The sequence below is a fragment of the Pseudomonas shiyinii genome (assembly GCF_056725765.1).
Window position 1 is genome coordinate 1,087,826 of record NZ_CM161522.1, and the last position, 24,160, is coordinate 1,111,985.

22 protein-coding genes and 1 pseudogene are annotated in these 24,160 nt (G+C 47.2%); 20 read left to right on the forward strand and 3 right to left on the reverse strand.

Going from position 1 to position 24,160, the window contains the following annotated elements:
- Positions 1-3 precede the first annotated feature (3 nt).
- The 19 genes and pseudogenes from pseC to ACXHGZ_RS05215 all read left to right on the forward strand — a co-directional run bounded on the left by pseC (position 4) and on the right by ACXHGZ_RS05215 (position 20,601).
- Entirely contained in the window at positions 4-1,164 is a 1,161-nt protein-coding gene (gene pseC / locus ACXHGZ_RS05125; RefSeq protein ID WP_465001827.1) for a UDP-4-amino-4,6-dideoxy-N-acetyl-beta-L-altrosamine transaminase, read from the forward strand.
- Positions 1,161-1,865 carry a pseudaminic acid cytidylyltransferase gene (pseF, locus tag ACXHGZ_RS05130; protein WP_465001828.1) on the forward strand — a complete coding sequence of 235 codons (705 nt, stop codon included), beginning with the start codon at positions 1,161-1,163 and terminating at the stop codon, positions 1,863-1,865. The genes pseC and pseF overlap by 4 nt, the downstream gene beginning before the upstream one ends.
- Positions 1,858-2,985, forward strand: a complete 1,128-nt coding sequence (gene pseG, locus ACXHGZ_RS05135) for a UDP-2,4-diacetamido-2,4,6-trideoxy-beta-L-altropyranose hydrolase (protein WP_465001829.1) — start codon at positions 1,858-1,860, stop codon at positions 2,983-2,985. The genes pseF and pseG overlap by 8 nt, the downstream gene beginning before the upstream one ends.
- A complete protein-coding gene (gene pseH / locus ACXHGZ_RS05140; RefSeq protein ID WP_465001830.1) occupies positions 2,982-3,527 on the forward strand; it encodes a UDP-4-amino-4,6-dideoxy-N-acetyl-beta-L-altrosamine N-acetyltransferase in 546 nt (181 codons plus the stop codon). The genes pseG and pseH overlap by 4 nt, the downstream gene beginning before the upstream one ends.
- Positions 3,528-3,535: 8 nt before the next feature.
- Positions 3,536-4,585, forward strand: coding sequence for a pseudaminic acid synthase (gene pseI / locus ACXHGZ_RS05145; protein ID WP_465002217.1), 1,050 nt, complete (start codon positions 3,536-3,538; stop codon positions 4,583-4,585).
- A 52-nt stretch (positions 4,586-4,637) separates the two neighbouring features.
- The gene (locus ACXHGZ_RS05150; RefSeq protein WP_480462727.1) at positions 4,638-5,600 is read left to right on the forward strand and encodes a polysialyltransferase family glycosyltransferase; all 963 of its coding nucleotides are present in this window, start codon (positions 4,638-4,640) and stop codon (positions 5,598-5,600) included.
- 1 nt (position 5,601) lies between these two features.
- Positions 5,602-7,002: an O-antigen ligase family protein gene (locus ACXHGZ_RS05155; protein ID WP_465001832.1), complete on the forward strand. Its 1,401-nt coding sequence runs from the start codon at positions 5,602-5,604 to the stop codon at positions 7,000-7,002.
- Positions 6,995-8,122, forward strand: a complete 1,128-nt coding sequence (locus ACXHGZ_RS05160; protein ID WP_465001833.1) for a DUF1972 domain-containing protein — start codon at positions 6,995-6,997, stop codon at positions 8,120-8,122. The genes ACXHGZ_RS05155 and ACXHGZ_RS05160 overlap by 8 nt, the downstream gene beginning before the upstream one ends.
- 467 nt (positions 8,123-8,589) lie before the next feature.
- Positions 8,590-9,707 (forward strand): annotated as a pseudogene (locus tag ACXHGZ_RS05165) (IS3 family transposase).
- A gap of 538 nt (positions 9,708-10,245) precedes the next feature.
- The gene (locus ACXHGZ_RS05170) at positions 10,246-11,697 is read left to right on the forward strand and encodes an undecaprenyl-phosphate glucose phosphotransferase (protein ID WP_465001834.1); all 1,452 of its coding nucleotides are present in this window, start codon (positions 10,246-10,248) and stop codon (positions 11,695-11,697) included.
- A gap of 25 nt (positions 11,698-11,722) precedes the next feature.
- Positions 11,723-12,973 (forward strand): O-antigen ligase family protein, encoded by a 1,251-nt coding sequence (locus tag ACXHGZ_RS05175; protein ID WP_480462728.1) that lies wholly within the window; start codon positions 11,723-11,725, stop codon positions 12,971-12,973.
- Between the two features lie 174 nt (positions 12,974-13,147).
- Positions 13,148-13,693 carry a dTDP-4-dehydrorhamnose 3,5-epimerase gene (rfbC, locus tag ACXHGZ_RS05180; RefSeq protein ID WP_480462729.1) on the forward strand — a complete coding sequence of 182 codons (546 nt, stop codon included), beginning with the start codon at positions 13,148-13,150 and terminating at the stop codon, positions 13,691-13,693.
- 276 nt (positions 13,694-13,969) lie between these two features.
- Positions 13,970-15,040: a dTDP-glucose 4,6-dehydratase gene (gene rfbB / locus ACXHGZ_RS05185; RefSeq protein WP_224458326.1), complete on the forward strand. Its 1,071-nt coding sequence runs from the start codon at positions 13,970-13,972 to the stop codon at positions 15,038-15,040.
- Positions 15,037-15,933: a dTDP-4-dehydrorhamnose reductase gene (rfbD, locus tag ACXHGZ_RS05190; RefSeq protein WP_480462731.1), complete on the forward strand. Its 897-nt coding sequence runs from the start codon at positions 15,037-15,039 to the stop codon at positions 15,931-15,933. The genes rfbB and rfbD overlap by 4 nt, the downstream gene beginning before the upstream one ends.
- A gap of 5 nt (positions 15,934-15,938) precedes the next feature.
- A complete protein-coding gene (rfbA, locus tag ACXHGZ_RS05195; RefSeq protein ID WP_224459281.1) occupies positions 15,939-16,820 on the forward strand; it encodes a glucose-1-phosphate thymidylyltransferase RfbA in 882 nt (293 codons plus the stop codon).
- 262 nt (positions 16,821-17,082) lie between these two features.
- Positions 17,083-18,321, forward strand: coding sequence for a DegT/DnrJ/EryC1/StrS family aminotransferase (locus ACXHGZ_RS05200; RefSeq protein WP_480462732.1), 1,239 nt, complete (start codon positions 17,083-17,085; stop codon positions 18,319-18,321).
- The gene (locus tag ACXHGZ_RS05205; RefSeq protein ID WP_480462733.1) at positions 18,318-19,262 is read left to right on the forward strand and encodes a glycosyltransferase family 2 protein; all 945 of its coding nucleotides are present in this window, start codon (positions 18,318-18,320) and stop codon (positions 19,260-19,262) included. The genes ACXHGZ_RS05200 and ACXHGZ_RS05205 overlap by 4 nt, the downstream gene beginning before the upstream one ends.
- The gene (locus tag ACXHGZ_RS05210; protein ID WP_480462734.1) at positions 19,255-20,208 is read left to right on the forward strand and encodes a WxcM-like domain-containing protein; all 954 of its coding nucleotides are present in this window, start codon (positions 19,255-19,257) and stop codon (positions 20,206-20,208) included. The genes ACXHGZ_RS05205 and ACXHGZ_RS05210 overlap by 8 nt, the downstream gene beginning before the upstream one ends.
- Positions 20,209-20,211: 3 nt before the next feature.
- A complete protein-coding gene (locus ACXHGZ_RS05215; RefSeq protein WP_480462735.1) occupies positions 20,212-20,601 on the forward strand; it encodes a GtrA family protein in 390 nt (129 codons plus the stop codon).
- A gap of 31 nt (positions 20,602-20,632) precedes the next feature.
- Here ACXHGZ_RS05215 and ACXHGZ_RS05220 read toward each other — a convergent pair whose 3' ends face one another.
- Together ACXHGZ_RS05220 and ACXHGZ_RS05225 are read right to left on the reverse strand one after the other, a co-directional pair.
- Complete coding sequence (locus tag ACXHGZ_RS05220; RefSeq protein WP_480462736.1) at positions 20,633-21,199, reverse strand: GNAT family N-acetyltransferase; 567 nt, start codon at positions 21,197-21,199, stop codon at positions 20,633-20,635.
- Positions 21,200-21,268: 69 nt separating this feature from the next.
- Positions 21,269-22,906 (reverse strand): DUF6044 family protein, encoded by a 1,638-nt coding sequence (locus tag ACXHGZ_RS05225; RefSeq protein WP_480462737.1) that lies wholly within the window; start codon positions 22,904-22,906, stop codon positions 21,269-21,271.
- A 640-nt stretch (positions 22,907-23,546) separates the two neighbouring features.
- Here ACXHGZ_RS05225 and ACXHGZ_RS05230 point away from each other — a divergent pair.
- Positions 23,547-23,894, forward strand: coding sequence for a ComEA family DNA-binding protein (locus ACXHGZ_RS05230; RefSeq protein WP_480462738.1), 348 nt, complete (start codon positions 23,547-23,549; stop codon positions 23,892-23,894).
- 46 nt (positions 23,895-23,940) lie between these two features.
- Here the strand turns inward: ACXHGZ_RS05230 and ACXHGZ_RS05235 are convergent, their stop codons facing one another.
- Positions 23,941-24,108, reverse strand: a complete 168-nt coding sequence (locus ACXHGZ_RS05235) for a DUF2897 family protein (RefSeq protein ID WP_084854939.1) — start codon at positions 24,106-24,108, stop codon at positions 23,941-23,943.
- Positions 24,109-24,160: the final 52 nt, after the last annotated feature.

Consider the following 24,160-nt stretch of genomic DNA (forward strand, 5'->3'; position numbering starts at 1 on the left):
TTCATGATTCCATACGGTCGCCAGGATATTATCCAGTCTGATATTGATGCTGTGGTTGGGGTATTGCAGTCTGACTTCCTTACCCAAGGCCCAATGGTCCCTCGTTTCGAGCAGCTGGTTGCGAAGCACGTTGGGGCCACGCACGCGCTAGCAGTAAATAGTGCTACCTCCGCGTTGCACATCGCTTGCCTCGCATTGGGGCTTGGGCCTGGCGACCGTCTTTGGACAACCCCAGTTACCTTTGTCGCCTCCGCTAATTGTGGTTTGTATTGTGGTGCACAAGTCGATTTTGTAGATATCGATCCAAGTACTTATAACCTTTGTCCTAAGGCGCTCGAGCGTAAATTGGAGCAGGCTGAGCGTGACGGCACCTTGCCTAAGGTTGTTGTACCTGTGCATCTGTGTGGCCAGCCCTGCGACATGCAAGCCATCCATGTGCTAGCTCAGCGTTATGGCTTCAAAGTTATTGAAGATGCTTCTCATGCCATCGGCGGCAAGTATCAAGGGGAGTTTATCGGTAATGGTAAATACAGTGACATTACGATCTTCAGTTTCCATCCGGTAAAAATCATCACTACTGCTGAAGGTGGTATGGCTTTGACCAATGATGCCGAGTTGGCCAATAAAATGGCACTATTGCGCAGTCACGGTATTACCCGAGACCCGCAACAGATGACTCATGAAGCGGATGGGCCTTGGTACTATCAGCAGGTTGACCTTGGTTTCAATTATCGTATGACTGAACTGCAAGCCGCCTTGGGCGTTAGCCAGATGGAACGGTTAGATCAGTACATTTCACGTCGGCATCAATTAGCAGAGCGTTATAATGATTTACTGGCCACGTTGCCGGTAACCCTCCCATGGCAGCACCCTGACAGCTACTCCGGGTTGCATCTTTATGTTATTCGCTTGCAATTGGGCAAGATTAAAAAATCACATCGTCAAGTATTTGAGTCGCTGCGTGAGCAGGGTATCGGTGTGAACCTTCATTATATTCCGGTGCATACACAGCCGTATTACAGTGCTATGGGTTTTAAACCGGAGGATTTTCCTCTGTCGCTGGAGTACTACCGAGAAGCTATTAGTATCCCAATGTTCCAGACGATGAGTGAAGAGCAGCAAGATGAGGTTGTGTCTGCGCTGAAGAAGGCGCTTCAGGAATGAGGTTGGCAGTAATCCCTGCTCGGGGAGGAAGTAAGCGTATTCCTCGCAAGAATATAAAGGACTTCTTTGGCAAACCGATGATTGCTTGGTCCATTGAAGCTGCGCTAAACAGCGGGTGCTTCGATGAAATTGTGGTGTCAACTGATGATGTAGAGATTGCACAAATCTCCACAAAATATGGCGCTAAAGTTCCATTTTTTAGACCAGAAACGTTATCGGATGACCACACTGGCACAATACCTGTAGTTCAACATGCGATTGAGTGGTATCAAGCGGCCAATGCAAGTGTCAACGAAGTATGCTGCATATATGCTACTGCACCTTTTATAGATGCTAAAGCTATAGGGCAGGGGTTAGAAGCATTGCGAAGTAGTAATGCTAAATATGCTTTCTCTGTTACATCCTACGAGTTTCCAATTCAGCGCGCAATCAGAATGACTGAGGGGGGGCGAGTACAAATGCTCTATCCTGATAACTATCTGGTGAGGTCGCAGGATCTTGAAGAGGTCTATCATGATGCGGGCCAATTTTATTGGGGAACTTCTGCTGCGTGGCTAGCAGGTGATCCATTATTTGGCGAAGCCGCGATTCCTATCTTGTTGGATCGCCATAAGGTCCAAGATATTGATACGCCTGAGGACTGGATTCGTGCAGAACTTATGTTTAGTGCGATGAAGATGGACCGTAGCACTAATGAGTGATCAATCTGTCATAATAAGAGTCGATGCCTCTCTTGAAATTGGGAGTGGGCATGTAATGCGCTGTCTCACGCTTGCTGATGGGCTTAAAGCAAAAGGCTTGAAGTGTATATTCATCTGTAGAGAAGCCCCCGGCCATTTAGCGGATATTATCGTTGATAGAGGGTATGAAGTATTTTTGCTTAAATCTTCCGGTGAGAGTTGGGCGTCAACCAAGAATGATGAAATATTTCATTCGGCTTGGTTGAAAGTTTCGCAAGAACAAGATGCACTTGATGCGCAAACTTTTATCAATACCCTGCCAAGAAAGCCGGTTCTTGTTGTTGTTGACCACTACGCAATTGATTTTCGGTGGGAGCAAGTGCTTCGTCAATCAGTTGATACTATAGCTGTAATTGATGATCTAGCTGATCGTAATCATGATTGTGATATTTTGGTAGATCAAACATTCGGACGTGATCGAGCAGACTATACTACACGTGTCCCTACCGAGTGTGTGCTTCTGTGCGGTGCGCAATATGCAATGCTTAGGCCTCGCTTTTCGGAGTTAAGAGCAGCTAGCTTAAGGCGACGCAGATTCAGTAATACTAATAAAATACTAGTTTCAATGGGTGGGGTGGACCAAGATAATGTTACGTTACGGGTCTTGCGTATATTAAATAATTGTAAGTTTCCCTCTGAAACTGAAATCATTGTTGTGATGGGAAAGAGTGCTCCCTGGGTTGAGCAAGTAACAAAGTTTTCAGAATGTATGCGCTATCAAACGAATGTCCGAGTTAATGTGAATGACATGGCTGAGTTGATGGCAGCTTCTGATATCGCCATTGGGGCCGCTGGAGCTACCTCTTGGGAGCGTAGCTGTTTAGGGGTTCCTACGGTTATGCTAATTTTGGCTGAAAATCAGCGTTATGCAGCTTCTCTTCTTGCAGCAGCAAACGCAGTTGAACTTGTGGCATTGGACGAGCTTTTTGAAGCTTCATTGCTCAGTGCTATCGCAAAGATTCTTGACGATCCTGGTTATAGGCTGTCGATGAGTACTCATGCTGCAGCGATTACTGATGGGGCTGGCATTGATAAGGTAGTTGCTGAGATTTTTAATAAAATTACAGTGAGGTCTTTATGACGAATGTGCTTGGCCAGCTTAGAGGTATCGATTCCTCCGAGTTAGAAATGATGTTGGCCTGGCGTAATTCGCCAGCGGTTCGTTTGAATATGTATACCCGGCAGGTTATAACGCTTGAGGAGCACTTGTCGTGGTGGGATAAAATAAAGTCATCAGATAAAAATAAGTATTTTATGTATGTGGATGCGGGGCATCCACAAGGAATTGTCGCGTTTACGGGTATCGACAAAGAGAGTAAAAATAGTAGTTGGGCCTTCTATGCGAATCCGGAAGCACCTAAAGGAACGGGTAGCCGAATGGAGTTTTTGGCGCTCAATTACGCATTTTATGAGATGGGGCTGCATAAATTGTGCTGCGAGGTACTTGCTTTTAATGCAGCAGTAGTAAAACTCCATCAAAAATTCGGATTTAATATAGAAGGGGTGTTGCGAGAGCAACATCTTGTTGATGAAAAATATGTAGATGTGGTTCGCCTTGGTTTGCTTGCTACGGAGTGGAGTGCGCGCCAAGATGAGCTACATAAAAAATTGACTAGGCGGTGAGTACTGATATGAAACCTTGCATAGAAATTAATGGGCGGAAAATTGGTGCTGATTTCAATCCCTACGTAATTGCTGAGTTATCAGCTAATCATAATGGTAGGATTGAAAATGCGTTGCGAATCATTGAGGAGGCTAAACGGGCCGGCGCGGACGCTGTTAAGCTTCAAACGTATACTGCAGATACTATAACATTAAATTCGTCTGCAGAAGAGTTTACTATACGAGGAGGGCTGTGGGATGGCAGAACTCTTTATGAGCTTTATCAAGAAGCTGCTATGCCTTGGGATTGGCACGCAAAATTATTTGAGCATGCGCGGGATGTTGGTATTACAATTTTTAGTTCTCCCTTTGATAATACAGCTGTAGATTTACTTGAAGATCTCAATGCACCTGCCTATAAAATCGCCTCTTTTGAAGCAGTTGACATTCCTTTAATTCGTTACGTTGCCTCCACAGGGAAACCTGTAATTATCTCTACCGGTATGGCGGATGCAGAGGAGATTGAGGAAGCAGTTCATGCTGCTCGAGAGGTAGGATGCACTAATCTGGCAATTCTTCGTTGTGTTAGTGGGTACCCTGCGCCTGCAGAGGATTATAATCTTAGAACTATCCCAGACATGCTTTCAAAATATGATGCGGTGGTAGGTTTGTCTGATCATACACTCGACAATACTACCGCAATTGCCAGTATTGCGTTGGGGGCATCTATCATTGAAAAGCATTTCACACTTAATAGAAACGGTGGAGGCCCGGATGATAGTTTTTCTCTTGAGCCAAAGGAGCTCAAGCATTTGTGTGATGCATCAAAGACTGCATGGAGTGCGTTAGGAGGAGTAGTGTATGGATGCAAATCCAGTGAGCAAGGGAATGTAAAGTTTCGGCGTTCCCTATACTTTGTGAAAAATTTGGCAGCCGGTGACTTTATTAATCCCGAATCGATTAGAAGTGTTAGGCCTGGATATGGACTACCGCCAAAAATGTATGAAAAAATCTTAGGAAAACGTCTACGTAAATCAGTTCAAGCGAATACTCCAGTACGTCTTGATGACATTGAGTAGTTTAATTTTTACACCAGTTGCTTAGCTTTTTGGAGTCAGTGGAGGCACGAATTTGCGTCCTGTTCACATAGTGGTGGGATTTACTCCCTACCATGCATTTTTTGCGGAACGATTAATTCCCACCCTTTCTGGGCGGGTCGTATGTGCATTTACAAAAAGCTGGCCTAAGGTTTCAGGCTATAAGCGCGCAGTATGGATTCTTCAAACGTCGCATCTTGGAAGATCAATAAGCTATGCACTTTCGCTTATCTATTTTCTGATGTACGTGAGGGTTCTGATTTTTTTCAAACGTCCGATTCATCTATATGTGCCACACCCGAATAATGCATTTAGCCATCCTTTATTTTTTCTGGATGTTTTGGAAAGTGTCAATGTATACGAGGATGGCCTAGCAAATTATTATGATGCCCGTAGTACATTTCTTAATGTTGGACTGCTTAGTAGAGTTATAATAAAATCTTTTGGATTTAAAATATCTGAAATGAGTGGTCATCTGGCTGGCTATGACCTTAGATATATTAATGAACTCTATTTATCACATGGCGATCTAGCTGTTGGAAAAAAAAAGGTAGGGCGAGTTGTTACATTGTCCCCTGCACCTAGCTTGACTGAGTTTGATCCTGGAGTAGTTCTTTTTCTTGATCAAAATACAGAGGGGGTTTTATCTCCCGAAGAGAGAGAGCGGCGGATCGAGAAACTCTTGAATAGTTGCAGTTCTGAAATATGTTATTATAAGCCGCATCATGATTTTTTTACAAATTTTGAATATATGCGACAGTTGACGGTTGATCTACGACAGATGCCTGCTGAGGAGTTAGTTTCTGTCTTGTCGGCGGGGGTTGTTGTTAGCTTTTATAGCTCAGCATTAATTAATATTAAGGCGCTGTATCCTAAGATTCGATGTATTTCTATTGCCGCTGACGCTATAGAGATTAAACGAGATGGAGAGCATCAATTGCTTTCCTCTTTATTTTCAAAGAGTGGGATCGAGTGTGCTTTAGAGGAGGCGAAGTAGCATGGATATTCAAGGTCACATGCTGCCTCGTGCTCGGATTATTAATATTATTTTATTCATATCTTTCATTATATGGTTGTCTGTGAGTGCCTATGCTGGTGTCAGTTTGAACGGAGGGCAATCCATTTCGTTGATGTCGTTGCTGTCTTTAGCATTCTTCTCTTTCCTTGTGCTCTTAGGTTTAGTAAAAGAGCGTTGGTATTGGCTAATTGCACCTTTGATAATTCTGTTTACGCCTAATGCTATAAATGACATGTTTCCTGGTTTGATGATGTCTGAGACGGAGGGGGCACCAGAATTTTCATTATTCACACATATTGATTTATTTTTACTCTTAGGAGTGGTTCGATACTGCGATTTCTCTCGGAGTCTTTCTTTAAGGGCCGCTCTAATTGGTGGAGGGGTATTTTTCCTATTTTTATCAGTTGTTTTGGGCGCTTTAATAAATCAGTCATTTTGGCTGACGGTCATGGGCGGTTTTCAAATAAGATATCTACTCTTAATCTATTTGCTTTTTGTATTTTCAAATCCATCGCTGTATCAGAGAGAAATATCTTTTTCCATCCTGTTAGCCGTGCTTATGGTGTTGCTTGAGTCGTTAATATTTACATACCTGTCCCGTTCTGAGCGCCTGACCAGTGGGAATTACGGTGTGAATTCTTTGGGGCACCTATTTGCCATGGCTTCTGTATTTTTGGTGTGTGGGAGTTTTTCTAGAATTAGTTATGTAGTAAGGTTTTTTTTATTTTTGATTTTCTCATTAGCAATTATTGGCACGGGTACTCGATTCTCTTTGCTTGTAATTGTTATTTCTTGTGCGTTTTTGATATTTCTTCGTCATGGAAATATCCGCTACGCTATAGTGAGTGTGATTGTCCTTATGGTTTGCGGGGCAGTATTTTTTAATTATGTTCCTGCCGGTATCAGTATGCTGGACGGTATGGAGTTGGTGTCGGAGAACTATTCGGATCCTTCTTCTATTTTAGTCACGCCCGAATCAAGCTCAATGATCACTCGGTTGATATTGTGGCTAGGAACATTTGATATGATCAAGGAACATCTTGGGCTCGGCGTCAGCCCAGGTAACTGGGCGTTTCATAAACAACAGTATTTTATTCCATTTGAGGACATTCTCGACCCCCATCAAGACCTACTAAATTATTTGTCTTCTTATGGGGTCTTACCAGGTGCTTATTTTTATTTTTTAATTTTCTTTCTGCCGATTTTACTAATGCTGCGAAGTAAATTTAGATTTGACAGTAATTGGTTTTGGGTGTCTATGGTTGTTACTTTTTCGGTCGCCGGACTATCTAATGCTGTTAGTTGGAAACATCAAATTTCTGCAATTGCTTATATTTCATCTTTTATGATTTTGTTTTCTGTAGAGAGGAAGAATGTCTAGTAAAAAGCTAAGTATTTTAGGAATTCGCGGCATCCCAGCTCAGCACGGTGGTTTTGAGACTTTTGCAGAATATCTTTCTCTTTACCTTGTCGGTCTAGGTTGGGATGTGACGGTATACTGTCAAGAAGAGGGGCGTGGAGAGATTACAGAAAGTCATTGGAAAGGTGTCAGGCGAGTGCATGTTCCTGTGAGGCAGCATGGCGCTCTTGGCACTATTTTATTTGATGCTAAAAGTATTTTTCATGCACTAGGCGAGAATAGATTATTCCTCACGTTGGGCTACAATACAGCCATATTTAATCTTGCTCAAAGAATTAAAGGGCAAGTTAACATTATAAATATGGACGGAATAGAGTGGAAAAGAGACAAGTGGGGGAAAGTTGCCAAAGCATGGTTCTGGTTAAATGAGCGAGCAGGGTGTTGGATTGGAAATCATCTGATCGCAGACCATCCGAGAATTGCTGATCACCTAGCTACACGTGTTAGTCGAAATAAGATTACGATGATTCCTTACGGCGGGAGAGATGTTTCTGTTGCTGATAACGAACTACTTGCACGTTTTGGGATTAAAGCTGGTAAGTTCTCGGTTATCATTGCACGCCCTGAACCAGAAAACTCTCTTTTAGAGATGATTCGAGCGTTTAGTTCTAAGCGCCGTGATCATACTCTCGTGGTGTTGGGAAACTTTATGCCCGATGAGAATAGCTACCATCAGTCTGTAATTTCTGCAGCAAGTGACGAGGTCTTATTTGTTGGTGCGATATATGACTCTGAGGTTGTTGATGCACTGAGACTTTTTAGTCGCTTTTATCTTCATGGACACCGTGTTGGAGGCACGAATCCATCATTGGTAGAGGGGCTGGCAGCAGGTTGTGCAGTTATAGCTCATGATAATCATTTCAATCGATGGGTTGCGGGAGATGGAGCTGCTTATTTTTCAAATGAAGTAGAATGCCAAAAAATATTTGATACGCTTCTCTATGATGATTTTTCCTTGCAAGCTATGAAAACAGCTAGCCGAGAGCGTTACTTTGACGTATTCACCTGGAAAAAAGTCCTAGAAGAATACGAGGCATTACTTAATAGTTGGCTTGCTAAAACAAAAGGTTATAATGCTTAAGGTGTTCATATAAGCACTGATGTATAATATTCGGAGAGCGATTAAGTCATCTCTGCCGTGCATGAGGCAACTAAGCTCGACGAGAGTGTTGCCTCATATGCATTAATAGTCACGCCCGTAACAATTGATAAAATATTTATATTTTATATGATTTTGTGGGGGGTATCATCTTTTATCCGACCAATAGAGCTCCGAATGGGAGTCTCCCGATAATACTAGTTGTTAAAATAGCTGCCGATAGCGAGGCAGAGTCACTACGAGTACGTTAATGTTTCCAGATGAAATCGAATATTGCTCAAATGGAATCTTGAATGCCCGTAGGTAAAACATATGGCATAGTTATGTTCCAAAGCAATTTATAGATATTTTATTTGTGTATGAGGCATACTTTTGGTTTGATATTTTGAATCGCCCCTGGTTTCCTAGATACCTCCAAGCCTCATAATTAGGCCCAAATAGGAGGTGCCATGGGTCGTCAGTGTTACCCGGAAGAATTCAAGATCGAAGCGGTCAAGCAAGTGACCGAGAAAGGCAAGCCTGTCGCCGATGTCGCCCAGCGCCTGGGTATGTCCGTGCGCAGCCTCTACGCCTGGATCAAGGTCTACAGCAAGCTCCAAGAACAGCGTCAGCAAGATGACGATCAGCAGGCTGAACTGCGCAAGCTACGCGCTGAACTCAAGCGCGTGACCGAAGAGCGAGACATCTTAAAAAAGGCCGCCGCGTACTTTGCCAAAGAGTGCGGCTGAAGTACACCTTTATCAAGAAGCACTCGACTGATTACACAGTGCGGCGCCTTTGCCAAACCCTCAAGGTGCACCCCAGCGACGGCTACTACGCCTGGCTGGCCGAGCCGAAATCTGCCCGAGCCAAAGAAGATCAACGTCTGCTTGGCTTGATCATACATGCTTGGCTGGAAAGCGGAGGTGTGTACGGCTACCGCAAAATTCACGATGACCTGCGTGAGTTGGGAGAGACATGCGGACGAAATCGAGTCGGGCGCTTGATGCAAGCGGAGGGGCTGCGTTCGCAAACGGGTTATCGACGTCGCCCAGGGTTTTATGGCGGAAAGCCAACCGTCGCCTCGCCTAACCACCTTGCGCGGTAGTTCAAGGTCAGCGAGCCGAATAAGGTCTGGGTGACAGACATCACTTACATTCGCACCTATGAAGGATGGCTATACCTGGCGGTAGTACTGGATCTGTTTTTCCGCCAAGTGATTGGCTGGTCAATGAAGCCTAGGATGTGTAGCGACCTGGCGATCGACGCGATGTTGATGGCTGCGTGGCGCCGCAAGCCACAGCAACAAGTGATGATTCATTCAGATCAAGGCAGTCAATTCAGTAGCCCAGATTGGCAAAGTTTTTTGAACGCTAACAACATGATTAACAGTATGAGTCGGCGCGGAAACTGCCATGACAACGCCGTAGCCGAGAGCTTTTTCCAGTTTTTGAAGTGGGAGCGAATCCGACGAAAAATCTACGGGACGCGTGACGAAGCCCGAAGTGATATTTTCGATTACATCGAGATGTTCTATAACCCTAAACGCCGACATAGCAGTGCTATGCAGCTGTCGCCAGTAGCGTAAGAGAAACGCTATTTTCTGAACTTGGACTAGGAAACCAGAGGCGATTCACTTAAACCATCCGCATTTCTCCAGTGCATATTACATGCTCAACTGTTCCTGAGGATATCGACACTTCCTCTGAATGAGCCTAGCCACTCAAACTGAGGCCTCTTAGTAGTTTCTGCTAGGCAAGAGCAATTGCTGAACCCTGAAGTAATAATGCATCGCATTTCGATAGGGGCTGGAGAGCAGCCTGATCTGGAGGTATCGCCTAAGCAACGGGTGAGTGTGATTAAAGAGTGTCACCATCGGAGGCGTCTGCGTCTAAAGCTAGTGGAAAGCTGTGCTGTAGGCTTGTTGGCGGCTGCGCTATGACATTTCTGTACACATGTCCAATGTGAGTAGAGCTAGGTCTAGGGGCAATTTCTGTGCTGGCGAGGCCATTTTGACATCTATGATGCTGTGGAAATGCTCATTTTTCTGGTAGGTTGTTGGGCTCGGGTGCCTTGCATCCAGCAGTGAATGCCCATCGGAACAGGTGTTTTGGAAACATTCTGTAATGGCTGCTGCTGTGAGGGGCATTGTCGTTCATTTTCCGCGTTCCGTAGGAGCCTTTGTAAAGGACATGCAAGCTATTCCTCGTTACCAACCAACCTTTGCCGAGCGCTATCCAGTGCCGTTCTTTGTGGCGCTTTTGGATTTTTTCATTGTGTTAGCTGCTGGGTTATTGGCACATTATTATCGATTCGGCAGCCTTGATATGGCGGGTCGCTATAATAATGCAACTGTACTTACAGCGATCGTAGTCGTATTTTGTCTTGGTATGGGCGGTGTTTATGGGTCGCAGCGCGGTTATGCATTTTTACGACAATTCAGTGTGTTGTTGGCGGGATGGTTTGCGGCAGCAGGAATTATGCTTTCGTTAACATTTTTTCTTAAGGTCTCCGAGAACTACTCTAGGATTTGGTTTAGCACTATGCTTATTGCCGGTGGCGGATTGAGTTTGCTGCTACGAGGGGTGGTTTTTTTACTACTTCGGCGATTAAGATCTTCTGGAATGAACCTGAAAACAGTACTGCTTGTGGATTCAGGGGGGAGCTCGGCTAGTCAATTAAGTAGCGGTCGAAGCCTTGATGAATATGGATTTAAAGTAGTTCATAGCTTGCCATTCAATATGGATGAGCAATGGTTAGAGACTCTGGTTGCAAAAGTTGAAGAGTTGAGGGCGCATGAAGTCTGGTTGTGTCTGCCACTAAGTGAGGGTGGGGGTATTCGTTCAATTATGTATGCTCTGCGCCATCATACCGTAGCTGTCCGATTTATTCCTGAATGGGATGATATTCCTCTTCTTAATCACAAGGTCAGTCGTATAGCTGGTTTTTATTCGCTTGATCTTAGTTGTAGTCCTATGGATGGACCACCACGCTTGCTAAAGCGCTTGGAGGATCTTGTGCTAGGGCTTCTTATTTCTGTTTTGATTGCCCCTATTTGTTTGCTAATTGCAATAGCGATAAAATTAACATCGACTGGCCCGGTGTTGTTCAAACAGTACCGAACTGGTATTAATGGGAAAAACTTTAAGGTCTATAAATTTCGCTCCATGGTTGTTCATCATGAAGGCTCTGGGAATGTTACGCAAGCAACGAAAAATGATATGCGTATCACCCGTGTAGGGGCCTTTTTGAGACGGACTAGTCTCGATGAGTTACCACAGTTTTTTAACGTCTTGCAAGGCCGTATGTCTATCGTGGGGCCACGCCCCCATGCGCTCTCCCATAATGAGTATTATAAAGACTTAGTGGAATCTTATATGCAGCGGCATAAAGTAAAACCAGGCATTACCGGGTGGGCTCAAGTCAGTGGTTATCGCGGTGAAACTGATACTCTAGAAAAAATGCAAAAAAGAGTTGAGTATGATCTCTGGTATATCGATAACTGGTCGCTATGGCTCGATCTGAAAATTATATTCATGACTATTTTCAAAGGGTTCATAAACAAAAATGCGTACTGAGGCGAGTGCAATAAAGCAAAAGTCTGTGAGTGATAGCGCTCGTGGACACCTCTCTAAAAGTTTCGCGTCTAGGGGGGGGCGCATTTTCATTGTTTGGGCATTAGCTATTGGGCTTTTTGTTCAGGTGAGTGGAAAGGTTTGGATTACGTCAGGTAGTGCCCGTAATGCTCAGGTTTATTTGTGGTTGTTGCTTCCAGCTCTGATTTTTTTATCATGCAAGATTTTCTCGCGAGCCGGAATTAGGCCAGGCGCTCAGTATGTTCCATGGGTGTTTTTTTTAGGTTGGGTATCGTTGAGTGTTCTGTGGTCTACAGGGGCTGAAACCGATAGTCTATCGTTGGCTAAACGCGGCCTTCTCATTGGTTTATATTTGGTGGCGATTAATCTGCTTCTAAACTTAAATGAAAAAATATTTCGCCGGGCCTTGATATTTAGTGTGTTGGTGGTTTTTTTAGGAGCTTTGGCAAGTCTTATTTATCAGTACCTAATTCTAGATAAAACAATGGTGTATCGAGCCTTTCGAATAGATCGGATGGGTATCGGTGATATTGCAAACTATGGCTGGCCAGTGGCTGCAGGTATATTTAATGGGGCTATTGCAGTATGGGCAATAGGGATGGCTTTGGACAAAAAAACCAGTAGTAAATCTGGTTTTTTTTGGTTGGTTGTCTTCAGTGTTTTAGCCATTTATGTACTAATGACTGGTACCCGGGGAGCATGGTTTGCTTTAATTGGAAGTTGTGTTTTGTCCGTAGCTATGCATAAGTCAAAGCGTGGAGCCTGGGGCTTAGGGTTCTGCTTTTTAGTACTGGTTGGGCTCTTGGTGATTTTTTGGGATCAAGTTCTCATTGAGTTTAAGGGGCGCCAATTGTCAGGTCGCGGTGCTATTTGGGCTTATTATTTTAAAGTTATGTCAGGGCATTGGTTGTTTGGTAACGGTTTAGGAACCCCGTTCGTATATTTGTGGCCTGATGGAAAATCAGTTTCTCCCCATGCACATAGTCTTTATCTGCAACAGATTTACGACAGTGGCCTAGTCTCACTCGGCTTGATGCTCACAGGCTTGTCAGGGCTTTTTTACAAAGCGTGGAAACTGCGCGATAACCCATGGGTACGCCTAGCATTCCCCGCCCTGGTTTTTGCTTTAATCGCAATGCTGACAGATGTCGAGCGAATTTATACGCGGCCAGGTGATTCTTGGACGGTATTCTGGCTGCCTGTAGCTATATTGTTGGCTGTACCCCAACCCGGTCAGAAACCTGAGCAGGTAGCCTGACTCAATATTGCCATTTGCGATTAACTACTCTCCGGTATTTTTTGTCGGTGGGTAGCCATTTGCCCACATCGGTTAGGCACTGCGCTAGTTACTGGCAATGCTATCGTCACCTGATGAATACGCCTCTATTCCGGCCGTTGACATCAAAACTAGATACGTCAAAGGATCTTTTCCGTGAAAGCAACACCTCTAACCATTCCCGAAGTTATCCTGTTCGAACCTCGTGTATTCGGTGATGCCCGCGGCTTCTTCTTCGAGAGCTTCAACCAGCGCGCCTTCGAAGACGCCGTCGGCAAAGCCGTAAGCTTCGTGCAGGACAACCATTCCCGTTCCGCCAAAGGCGTCCTGCGTGGCCTGCACTACCAGATCCAGAACGCCCAGGGCAAACTTGTGCGCGTTGTGGAGGGTGAGGTGTTCGACGTCGCGGTCGACCTGCGTCGTTCGTCGCCTACTTTCGGCCATTGGGTGGGGGCGCACCTATCGGCGGAGAACAAGCACCAGCTGTGGGTCCCGGAGGGGTTCGCGCATGGTTTCGTGGTGCTCTCCGAGACTGCGGAGTTTCTCTACAAAACCACCGATTACTACGCACCAACCCATGAGCGTTGCCTGGCCTGGAATGACGCCGAAGTCGGTATTCAATGGCCAATGGCTGAGGAGCCGCTGTTGTCGGAGAAGGACAAAGTCGGCAAGTCGCTCAGTGAGGCAGACCTGTTCGATTGATGCCTTGCGTCACAAGCCCTGCGTGAGTAGAGCCTATACAGGTGGGGCACTTGGCCACAGTTCGGCAATACTGCACCGTTCAAGGTACAATCCCGCCCGTGAGGTATTCAGCCCCTTACGAGCTGCAGCCTCCGCCGAATCATGACCAGACGTACGCATGTCCAGGCCCCTGGCCTCTGTGAAAACGGTCATCAGTAGGGCGTTAGCCCGGTATTGGCCGGGTGTAAGGAAGTCCCGCCATCCTCTTTCGCGACACAACTGAAAAAGATCTGAAAAATGACTATCTTGGTAACCGGCGGAGCCGGCTTCATCGGCGCAAATTTCGTACTGGACTGGGTGGCTCAATCGGATGAGCCGGTGATCAACCTGGACAAGCTCACCTACGCAGGCAACCTGCAGAACCTCGCGAGCCTGGAAGGTAACCCCCAGCACCAGTTCGTACAGGGCGACATCGGTGATTTCGAGCTGGTGCAACGCCTGCTGGCAGAGCACAAGCCGCGAGCGGTGATCAATTTCGCCGCCGAATCCCATGTGGACCGCTCGATCCACGGTCCTGAAGATTTCATCCAGACCAATATCGTTGGCACCTTCCGCCTGCTCGAGGCTGTGCGCGGCCACTGGAAAGGCCTTGAAAGCGACGCCCAGCAGGCCTTCCGCTTCCTGCACGTTTCCACCGACGAAGTGTATGGCTCCCTGGCAGCCGACGAGCCAGCGTTCACTGAAAAGCACCAGTACGAGCCCAATAGCCCGTACTCGGCGAGCAAGGCTGCGAGTGACCATCTGGTCCGTGCCTATCACCACACCTACGGCCTGCCGGTGCTGACCACCAACTGCTCCAACAACTACGGCCCTTATCATTTCCCTGAGAAGCTCATCCCCTTGATGATCGTCAACGCCTTGGGTGGTAAAGCGCTGCCGGTGTATGGCGATGGCCAGCAGATCCGGGATTGGCTGTATGTCAAAGACCACTGCAGTGCCATCCGCCGTGTGCTTGAGGCGGGCAAGGTGGGTGAGGTGTACAACGTCGGCGGCTGGAACGAGAAGCCGAACCTGGAGATCGTCAATCGCGTCTGCGCCTTGCTCGATGAGCTGCGCCCGCGTGAGGATGGCAAGGCCTACAGCGAGCAGATCACCTTCGTGACCGATCGCCCAGGGCATGACCGTCGTTATGCCATCGATGCCCGCAAACTGGAGCGCGACCTGGGCTGGAAGCCAGCGGAAACCTTCGAGACCGGCATTCGCAAGACCGTGCAGTGGTACCTGGATAACTGGCAGTGGGTCGAGAACGTGCAATCCGGCAATTACCGTGACTGGGTCGAGAAGAACTACAGCGGGCGTAATGCATGAAGATCCTGCTGCTAGGCAAAGAGGGTCAAGTTGGCTGGGAACTGCAACGCAGCCTGGCGCCGCTGGGCGAGATTTTGGCGCTCAACGCTCGCAGTGAATCCTATTGTGGCGACCTCGCTGACTTGGCAGGCCTTGGGCGTACCGTTCAAGACTGGGCTCCTGATGTGATCGTCAATGCCGCCGCCTACACAGCTGTGGACAAGGCAGAGTCGGAGCGCGAACAGGCCTTCCGAGTCAACGCCGAGGCCGTTGGTGTGTTGGCACAGGCTGCGGCAGCTTCCGGGGCGCTGTTGGTGCATTACTCCACCGACTACGTCTTCCCCGGGCAGGGCGTGACGCCTTGGCAGGAGACGGATGAAGTAGGGCCGCTCAACGTATACGGCGAGAGCAAGCTTGCGGGTGAGCAGGCGATACAGGCGTCGGGCTGCAAGCATCTGATCTTCCGTACTTGCTGGGTATACGCGGCACGTGGCAATAACTTTGCCCGCACCATGCTGCGCTTGGCCACGGAGCGCGACACCTTGGGCGTTATCGATGACCAGTTTGGCGCACCTACCGGCGCCGAACTGATCGCTGACGTAACTGCGCACGCTATTGTCGCGGCGCGCCACGATGCTGCATTGTCTGGGCTCTATCATTTGGCCGCAGCAGGGGAGACGACTTGGTGTGGCTATGCCCGTTTTGTGCTGGAGCACGCTGCTGCGGCTGGTGTGGCGCTGAAGGTGTCCGCTGAGGCGGTCAACGCTCTGACCACTGACGCCTACCCAACACCGGCTAAGCGGCCGGCCAATTCGCGTCTCGATACGCATAAACTTGAGAAAGCTTTCGGCCTGCGGCTTCCTGAATGGCAACAGGGCGTGGCACGGATGCTGACGGAAATACAAGGGAAATAACGGCAATGAAACGTAAAGGCATCATTCTGGCGGGTGGTTCGGGTACTCGTCTTCATCCGGCGACCTTGGCAATTTCCAAGCAATTGCTGCCGGTCTACGACAAGCCGATGATCTATTACCCTTTGACCACGCTCATGTTGGCTGGGATTCGGGACATTCTGATCATCTCGACTCCACAGGACACGCCGCGTTTCGAGCAGTTGCTGGGTGGCGGGGAGCAGTGGGGCTTGAATATTTCCTACGCTGTTCAGCCTTCACCCGATGGCTTGGCGCAGGCGTTCATCATTGGTGAAGACTTCATCGGCAACGATCCATCGGCGCTGGTGCTGGGCGACAACATCTACTACGGCCACGATTTCCAACATTTGCTGAGTAACGCGGGCAAGCGTACCAGCGGCGCCAGCGTGTTCGCTTACCACGTGCATGACCCGGAGCGTTATGGCGTGGTCGAATTCGATGCCAATGGCAAGGCCATCAGCCTCGAAGAAAAGCCTGCTCAGCCGAAGTCCAGCTATGCGGTGACCGGGTTGTATTTCTATGACCAAGACGTAGTCGAGATCGCCAAGGGCATCAAGCCATCCCCACGTGGCGAGCTGGAAATCACCGATGTGAATCGCATCTACCTGGAGCGCAACAGCCTGTCCGTGGAAATCATGGGACGTGGCTACGCCTGGTTGGATACCGGTACCCATGATTCGCTGCTGGAAGCGAGCCAGTACATCGCAACCATCGAACGCCGCCAAGGCCTGAAAGTGGCCTGCCCTGAAGAGGTCGCATTCCGTCAGGGCTGGATCGGTGCGGAGCAGCTCGAGGCCCTTGCTGCGCCGTTGGCCAAGAATGGTTATGGGCAGTATTTGAAGCGTTTACTGCAAGAAAAAATTTACTGATTCCAGCGTCGATATCCCGCTTCAAGTGAGATCTTTTGAAGCGGGAACTGGCATTGAAGTCGCCTATGAGGTTTTGAGCCTCGTCGTGCTCCGCGATCTGATGCCTGGGTAGTTCCTCGCTCCTTATGCAAGAAAAACGCTGTCATGCCTAAGCAATACGAATTCTCTTACAGGAATTAAAGAAAAAATGGCTAGCCTCTTGACGTTATACCGCGCGTCGTAGCCCGAAAGTCGATAGGTGCTTGATACTTAGTGGCGTAATGTGAGTAACTGGTTCAGTGCTGTGTGGTGGGGTTATGCAAGCGATTCTTCACCGATCATAGTCCAGTTCATTTTTTACGATTACCCTGTACCTGTCACGTATATAGCCGATCATTTTTTCATTTATTTTGGAATCATCATGGAAAATATCGTTCTTTTCTCCGCCGAAAGGGCGAATATGGGTATCGATTTCATGATGCCCCTTCGAAGTGTTCTAGACAGTCACTGGTACATTCTCGGCTGTCAAGTCAAACAATTCGAAGAGGAGTTCGCACGTTATGTGGGTGTCGATCATTGTCTTAGCGTCGCCAGTGGCTCGGATGCACTGGAGCTTGCTCTTCGCGGTCTGGGTGTAGAGCATGGCAGCCGAGTGGTCACGATTGCCAATGCAGGCTTCTACAGCAGTACCGCCATTCATGCCGTTGGCGCTACGCCGGTATACGTCGATGTCGATGCTGATACTTTGACCATGTGCCCCAAAGCATTGGTAGAAGTGATCGATAGCAAGCCCGCCGCAGTCATTGTGACACATCTGTATGGGCAAATGGCCGATATTGAAGAAATCGTTCGTGTCGCCTCGACGGCAGGTGTCCCCGTTCTGGAAGATTGCGCGCAATCCCACGGCGCACATCGTAACGGCCAGCAGGCCGGAAGTTTCGGTAGCGTTGCGTGCTTCAGCTTCTATCCCACGAAGAACCTCGGTGCGCTGGGCGATGGTGGTGCTGTAGTTACCAATAACGATGAATTGGCCGCGCGCGTTCGACAGTTACGCCAATATGGTTGGTCGCAAAAATATCATGTTGCAATTCCCGGTGGACGTAATAGTCGGCTTGATGAAATTCAGGCCGCTATTCTACGCATGAAGCTGCCACTGCTTGATGGCTGGAATGCGCAACGTCGCTCGATTGCTCAGCGATACAATGCCGCCTTTGCCTCATTCGATATGCAACTGCCGGCATCCACTGGCGAGGATTACGTTGCTCACCTTTACGTAGTACGGGTCAAAGCTCGAACAGCGTTCGCTGAAGCACTCAAGGAAAAACGGATCGGCACGGACATCCACTACCCGATTTCCGACCACAAGCAGCCTGCGTATGACGTCGTGCCAAGTCAGTCGCTCATCGTGACTGAAAAAGCCTGTGATACCGTAATTTCGTTGCCCTGCTTCCCAGGCCTTACGGATGAAGAAGTGGACAGAGTCATTGATGCGGTAAAGGCATTTTTCACCAAGGAGCAATGATTTTGTTAACGCTGGTGATCCCCGTTTATCGCAATGAAAGCAATTTGCCTGACCTGCTGAAGGCAGCGGAGGCTCTCAACGTTAGTCTTCAAAATGAGCTGGAAATTGTGTTTGTGGTCGATGGTAGTCCTGATCGTTGTTATGAAATTCTCCGCGACCAGCTGCCGTTAAAATCTTTCCGTTCCAAGCTCATTCTACTATCGAAGAACTTTGGCTCATTCATGGCGATTCGAACCGGCTTGCAGTACGGTAGCGGCGAGCGCTTTGCTGTGATGGCAGCAGATCTGCAAGAACCCCCCGAGCTCGTACTTGAAATGAACAGGGTGCTTCAGCGGAAAAATACAGAGGTCGTGATTGGTGTGCGAGAAGGTCGCCAGGACCCTTGGGCCACACGTACCGCGTCGAGAATATTCTGGGGGCTTTACCGGCGATACGTTATTCCAGAAATCCCGCCGGGCGGCGTTGACATGTTCGCCTGTACCAAGATCTTCAGAGACACGTTGCTGACATTAGATGAACGACACAGCTCGTTGATCGCCCAGATTTTCTGGTTGGGTTTTCGTCGCGAGATCGTAACCTATTCGCGTCGCGAGCGGGTTCACGGGAAATCGGCCTGGACGTTACGCAAAAAAATCAATTATCTGATGGACAGCGTTTTCTCCTTCACCGACTTGCCGATTAGACTACTAACCCGTGTTGGAGCACTTGGGTCAATATTAGCCGCCTTATTCGGTCTGTTCACACTGATTGCAAAGTTACATGGCATGATTCACGTACCTGGCTATGCAATGATCATTCTCGTAATCACTTTTCTAGGGTGCTTGAATTTATTGGGGCTTGGCATCGTAGGCTCGTACGCATGGCGCACCTACGAAAATACAAAAAAACGGCCATTGGCGATTCCAATGCGTATTGAAGCATTTGGAGAGAGAGATGAGTAATAATAGAAATTTTTTTATTCATAGCCATGCGTTATGCGAGTCTGACAGTATTGGTCAGGGCACAAAAGTATGGGCATTCTCTCATATATTACCAGGTGCTACATTAGGCCGAGAATGTAATATCTGCGACCATGTCTTCATTGAAAATGATGTCGTTATTGGCGACCGAGTTACTTTGAAATGCGGCGTGCAGGTCTGGGATGGAATAACTATCGAAGATGATGTTTTCATTGGCCCCAACGTGACCTTCACAAATCATATTTTCTCCCGCAGCAAGGCTCATCCCCAGACTTTCGCGCGCACTCTTATTAGAAAAGGTGCCTCCCTTGGTGCTAATTGCACAATCCTTCCTGGTATCACCATTGGTATTAATGCAATGGTTGGTGCCGGCGCGGTGGTGACTCGTTCCATCCCACCCAATGCAATCGTCATCGGCAACCCGGCGAAAATCATTGGCTACGTCGACGCAACGCCGTTAACAATGAAAGCTGAATCCGTAGAAAAAATCTACGTGCCAGGTGTAGTGGGCACCTCAGTAAAAGGTGTCATGCTGCACACCCTGCGAGAGGTGGCTGATATTCGCGGAAGCTTATCAGTGGGTGAGTTCGAGCGATCCATTCCATTTAAGGCTGAGCGCTATTTCGTTATCTATGACGTACCAACAGCTGAAACCCGAGGCGAGCACGCTCACCGTGAGTGCCATCAGTTCCTAGTGGCTGTGAAAGGCTCGATTCATGTAGTCGCAGACGATGGTATCAATCGTGAGGAATTTGTACTTGATAAGCCAAACAGAGGCATTCATCTTCCGCCAATGACTTGGGGTATCCAATATCATTATTCAAAGGATGCAGTGCTTATGGTGTTTGCGTCACATTACTACGATCCTGACGATTATATCCGGGATTATGAGGAGTTCAAGGCTTTGGTGGATGTAGGTAATGCTTGAGTCATGAAAATTTCGGGCGCCTTAAAACTAACTAACATGGCTTTTTTTCGGTTCATAATTTCTGGCGGTTTCAATACTGTTTTGACGTACGGGATTTATTTAGCGCTTTTGAATTTTTTGTCCTATAAGAAAAGTTATACTATATCCTATGCGGTTGGGATTTTGTTGGCATACTTATCAAATAGGTTTTTTGTTTTTAGAAGTCATCAAGGCATAAGAACGGCTTTTATAATGCCATTAATTTATTTTGTTCAATATTTTCTTGCTCTATTCATACTCTGGATATGGATCGAAATTTTCCAGTTAGACGATCGACTTGCGCCATTGGCAGCAATTTTTTTGACGTTGCCTGTCATCTTTTTGCTTTCCAAGCTTGCTTTTCAGAAGCGCTAGTTAGACAAAGTGTCTGGTTGAGAGGTAATTTTCATCCTCTCCCTGGGGTTTGGCTGTTTGGGGATCGGGTTGGATGTATTTTTAGTTTTATCTCCAACTTTGTTTTTGCGATCTTAAATTGCCCGGCAGTGATATTGAAGTAAATGTTAATCTCATCTTCCTTGGTGCGAAGCGCCCCCAAGCGCTCGTGGAAGCTTATAACTTTATCGTTGGCCTTGGCGACTTCAAAGTGGGAGCTCTCGAAGCCAAGTATTTCGAATCCATATTCATAAACTAAAAGTGCGCTTTCCAGCGCAGCCATTCTGGTTTTGTCTTGATTAAGAATCCAGCTACCCCAGCAGAATGATTTACCTTTAAAGTCGTAGAGTCTAACTGTGCCGCATCGGACTCCATTATCTCTCCGCTCAATTATGAAATAAAATTGTCTTCCGGCGTGTTCATCTTTTTTATAGTTTTTTATGAATTCAATCTGCTGCTGGATATTTCCTTGAACCGGCGATAGATATTTATTCAGCTTGGCGTCACAACGCAGGCCTAGAACAAACTCGGCGTCCGATTCCTCGATTAGTCGCAATTTAATTGTTTGGGAATTTAACATTTTCTATTGCCTTAAGGTTTTCGACTTGTATTTGAATGTTTTTTGTTTGCAAAAAATAACTTATCGTAGCTAATCTAAGCATTTTTTATTATTTATTTTGTATAAAAGTGGTCTCTCGATAGTTTTGCTTGCTAGTGAAAGGGTCGATATTTTTATTGGTTTGGTCGAGATTATAAAGCGTGCCCCGAGACGGTGCGCAGCACAAAAATCTATAGTTTCAGGTGTTACATGAAACGCGTATATTCTGCTGCCCCACTTATCAAAGTAATCACTTCTGGCGGCAGGAAGTGAGGAGTCTATAATTTGACGAAACTCCTTTTTGTAGGAGAGAGGGTAAAGTGAAAAATAGCCATCAATTGTAGTAAGTCCATTGGCGAGCGAGATCATTGGATCTAATCCGACAGACATCACAGCGGAGTTACCTATTGTTTTTTTGTGTTCATCAAACCATTTTGTTCGATAATATTCGTTGAATGTACTGATTAGTGGTGATGGCGTAGCTTCGAGGAGTTCGGATCTTGCTTTTGTCCAGCCTGGTGAACTATATATCGTAAGTCCGATTTGGGTCGTAAGAATAACAACAAGTATTAGGTGTTTCCTAAATCCTCCGCTAGAAGCTATTATTAACCATGCATAGGCGATGAGTATTGAAAACAAAAAATAAAAACGATCAATTTGCAATTGGTTTACTAGTGGAACATGCTCGGCTGCCGCTGCTCCTGCGGGGGTCTTGAAAATAACCCATATGCAAATGAAGGCCGTGACCGCAGCCAAGAAATTAAAAACTTTTATTTTTTCTGATTTGGCGCCAATTAAAGCTAAAATTAGGCCCGCCCAGAATATGGGTTGCGATGAAGAAACGTGATACCAGGCACCGTCTCTAAATAGTGATATTGTCGCCAGCTTCAATGCTGTAAGATTGTCGCTGGGAAGGATTTTTTCGAATTCTACTCGGTGCCATATTATGCCCGATAAAAATTGCGCATAAATCAATCCTATATTTCCGATTAGTAAGCCAGTTCCATATGCTAACATCATGTATAACATCGATTTTTGGATTTTTTTCCCAAAACCGAATCGGACAATAGGCAATGCCAAGATCCCAAAAAAAATTCCGGATAGCGCTAGTGCTGTATTGCTTCCTATAAATATTGCGATTGCTGCATAACCAATGGTTTTTCTATTGGATGCTTTGGGGGCAGATAATATCAACCAAGTTAGTAGGGGTATTCCTGCAATGCTTAGCAGGTGAATGGTGTAGGTTATTGAAAGCGCAAAGCAAAGGGCTATCAATGTTGATGTTAGCGGCTTGGCGCCTACTTCGCGCCCAATTAGAAATATTCCAACAAATGCGATTCCTCTTACTAATATGTCTGTGCAGAGGTAAGCCGCAGAAGGAGGGAGTATGGCGTAAAGTAAGGACAATGGCTGAGTTAGCCTAGAGTATGTCCATATAGGAACATTTCCGTTAAGTGCTGCTGTCCATGGGTGTTGGTCTTTTATCCAGTTGCCAAATAAAATATTAAGCGGTATCTCTCCGTCCATGGTATCGTGCACAATTATGCCAGACGTAATAGGGGTTAGCCAGGGTAGATACCATAATAGGGTGGCCAATATAAGTATTGATGATGCAATGATGTTTTGGTTGAGTGGTTTTTTTTTGCATCTGGTTAAGGGCGACGAGAGAACGTTTTTTATGTGAATCATTTTATCGTTCTCCCTGTGTTTGCTTGGTGAAAATTAATTATAGAGTTCTGTTTTGTAGAGGCCTTGCTAAGACTTTCGGCGCGATCTCTATAACGGCATGGATATAGAGATGTGAGGTGGTGAACTTTCATTTTGAGCCTTGTCACTAAGTTTTAGATGTTCTGATCAAAGCTAGAAAACATAAAGTCTTTGATGTGTATCTTGGTTTGGGTTAGAAAAGAGATTTTTCCTACATCCAATGCAATGAGCTATCAGTTATATGACGCTTCAGCCTATCATTAAGCAGTTGGATGGAATGTGGCCGGGTAAATCAAGAATAACACGCGGTCTCCATTTGGGGGGCTTGAATCGGTTTGGCACCAAGAATGGGATTCCGAGCAGCTTGGATCCATTGCCACCCCTGTCCAGCTACGGCCCTACCTGAAGCGCCTGCTGCAAGAAAAAATCTACTGATCCCGAACGCCCCATTCCCACTTCCTGTACGACCTTTCCCCAGGAAGTGGGACACACGCCGTAACGTCTAAATCTCGTAACCATTCCCCCTCACGCACCGCTATCCCACCGCCTCCTGAAGGGCTAAGTTGTGTCGGGCAGCCAGGAAACGCTGCCTCGTCATTCAACCTCACAGGAGTGCCACTCAATGCGCAACACCATCCTTTCCTACCTGCTTCTCCCGCTGTTCACCGGCCTGTCCTTCTCGATCAGCGCCGCGCCCACCGCAACCCCAGCGCCTGTCACCGAGCTGTCCGCCACCCAGGTGGTGACAGCTGCAGTGGAGTCTCAGCCTGCCAAGCTCGACCTGAACACCGCCGACGCCCTGACTTTACAGAAGGAGCTCAACGGTATCGGCAAGGCCAAGGCCGAGGCGATCGTGGCCTACCGTGAGGCCCACGGCCCGTTCACGTCGGTGGATGAGTTGCTGGAAATCAAGGGCATCGGCAATGCGCTGCTCGAGCGCAACCGCGACAAGTTGGTGGTAGCGGAGTAACCGGCAGGGATGATGGCCGGTCCGCTGGGTCGGCCATCAAGGAGCATCAGCGGTCTTTCGCCTCTTTGGCGTCCATTTCGGCATTGCGCTCGTGGATTTTCTTCAGCTGCTCTTCGGTCAGGGGCAGTTTCTTGGCCGTGTCGCGCAGCAGCAACAGGCCACCCACGATCGAGCCAAGGGCTATGATCAATATCAACCAGGCATACCAGGGCATGATGTTCTCCTTGCAGACCGTGGAGGGCAGCGCTCCTTCAGTTTCGAGCCTG

What these genes read in the sequence shown, in the direction of transcription:
- pseG (WP_465001829.1), top strand. Translation starts at nt 1,858, where the DNA reads ATGAGTGATCAATCTGTCATAATAAGAGTCGATGCCTCTCTTGAAATT.
- rfbA (WP_224459281.1), top strand. Translation starts at nt 15,939, where the DNA reads ATGAAACGTAAAGGCATCATTCTGGCGGGTGGTTCGGGTACTCGTCTT.
- ACXHGZ_RS05235 (WP_084854939.1), bottom strand. Translation starts at nt 24,108, where the DNA reads ATGCCCTGGTATGCCTGGTTGATATTGATCATAGCCCTTGGCTCGATC.
- pseH (WP_465001830.1), top strand. Translation starts at nt 2,982, where the DNA reads ATGACGAATGTGCTTGGCCAGCTTAGAGGTATCGATTCCTCCGAGTTA.
- ACXHGZ_RS05205 (WP_480462733.1), top strand. Translation starts at nt 18,318, where the DNA reads ATGATTTTGTTAACGCTGGTGATCCCCGTTTATCGCAATGAAAGCAAT.
- ACXHGZ_RS05225 (WP_480462737.1), bottom strand. Translation starts at nt 22,906, where the DNA reads ATGATTCACATAAAAAACGTTCTCTCGTCGCCCTTAACCAGATGCAAA.
- pseF (WP_465001828.1), top strand. Translation starts at nt 1,161, where the DNA reads ATGAGGTTGGCAGTAATCCCTGCTCGGGGAGGAAGTAAGCGTATTCCT.
- ACXHGZ_RS05170 (WP_465001834.1), top strand. Translation starts at nt 10,246, where the DNA reads ATGGCTGCTGCTGTGAGGGGCATTGTCGTTCATTTTCCGCGTTCCGTA.
- ACXHGZ_RS05160 (WP_465001833.1), top strand. Translation starts at nt 6,995, where the DNA reads ATGTCTAGTAAAAAGCTAAGTATTTTAGGAATTCGCGGCATCCCAGCT.
- ACXHGZ_RS05210 (WP_480462734.1), top strand. Translation starts at nt 19,255, where the DNA reads ATGAGTAATAATAGAAATTTTTTTATTCATAGCCATGCGTTATGCGAG.
- ACXHGZ_RS05230 (WP_480462738.1), top strand. Translation starts at nt 23,547, where the DNA reads ATGCGCAACACCATCCTTTCCTACCTGCTTCTCCCGCTGTTCACCGGC.
- ACXHGZ_RS05220 (WP_480462736.1), bottom strand. Translation starts at nt 21,199, where the DNA reads ATGTTAAATTCCCAAACAATTAAATTGCGACTAATCGAGGAATCGGAC.
- pseI (WP_465002217.1), top strand. Translation starts at nt 3,536, where the DNA reads ATGAAACCTTGCATAGAAATTAATGGGCGGAAAATTGGTGCTGATTTC.
- pseC (WP_465001827.1), top strand. Translation starts at nt 4, where the DNA reads ATGATTCCATACGGTCGCCAGGATATTATCCAGTCTGATATTGATGCT.
- ACXHGZ_RS05215 (WP_480462735.1), top strand. Translation starts at nt 20,212, where the DNA reads ATGAAAATTTCGGGCGCCTTAAAACTAACTAACATGGCTTTTTTTCGG.
- ACXHGZ_RS05155 (WP_465001832.1), top strand. Translation starts at nt 5,602, where the DNA reads ATGGATATTCAAGGTCACATGCTGCCTCGTGCTCGGATTATTAATATT.
- rfbB (WP_224458326.1), top strand. Translation starts at nt 13,970, where the DNA reads ATGACTATCTTGGTAACCGGCGGAGCCGGCTTCATCGGCGCAAATTTC.
- rfbD (WP_480462731.1), top strand. Translation starts at nt 15,037, where the DNA reads ATGAAGATCCTGCTGCTAGGCAAAGAGGGTCAAGTTGGCTGGGAACTG.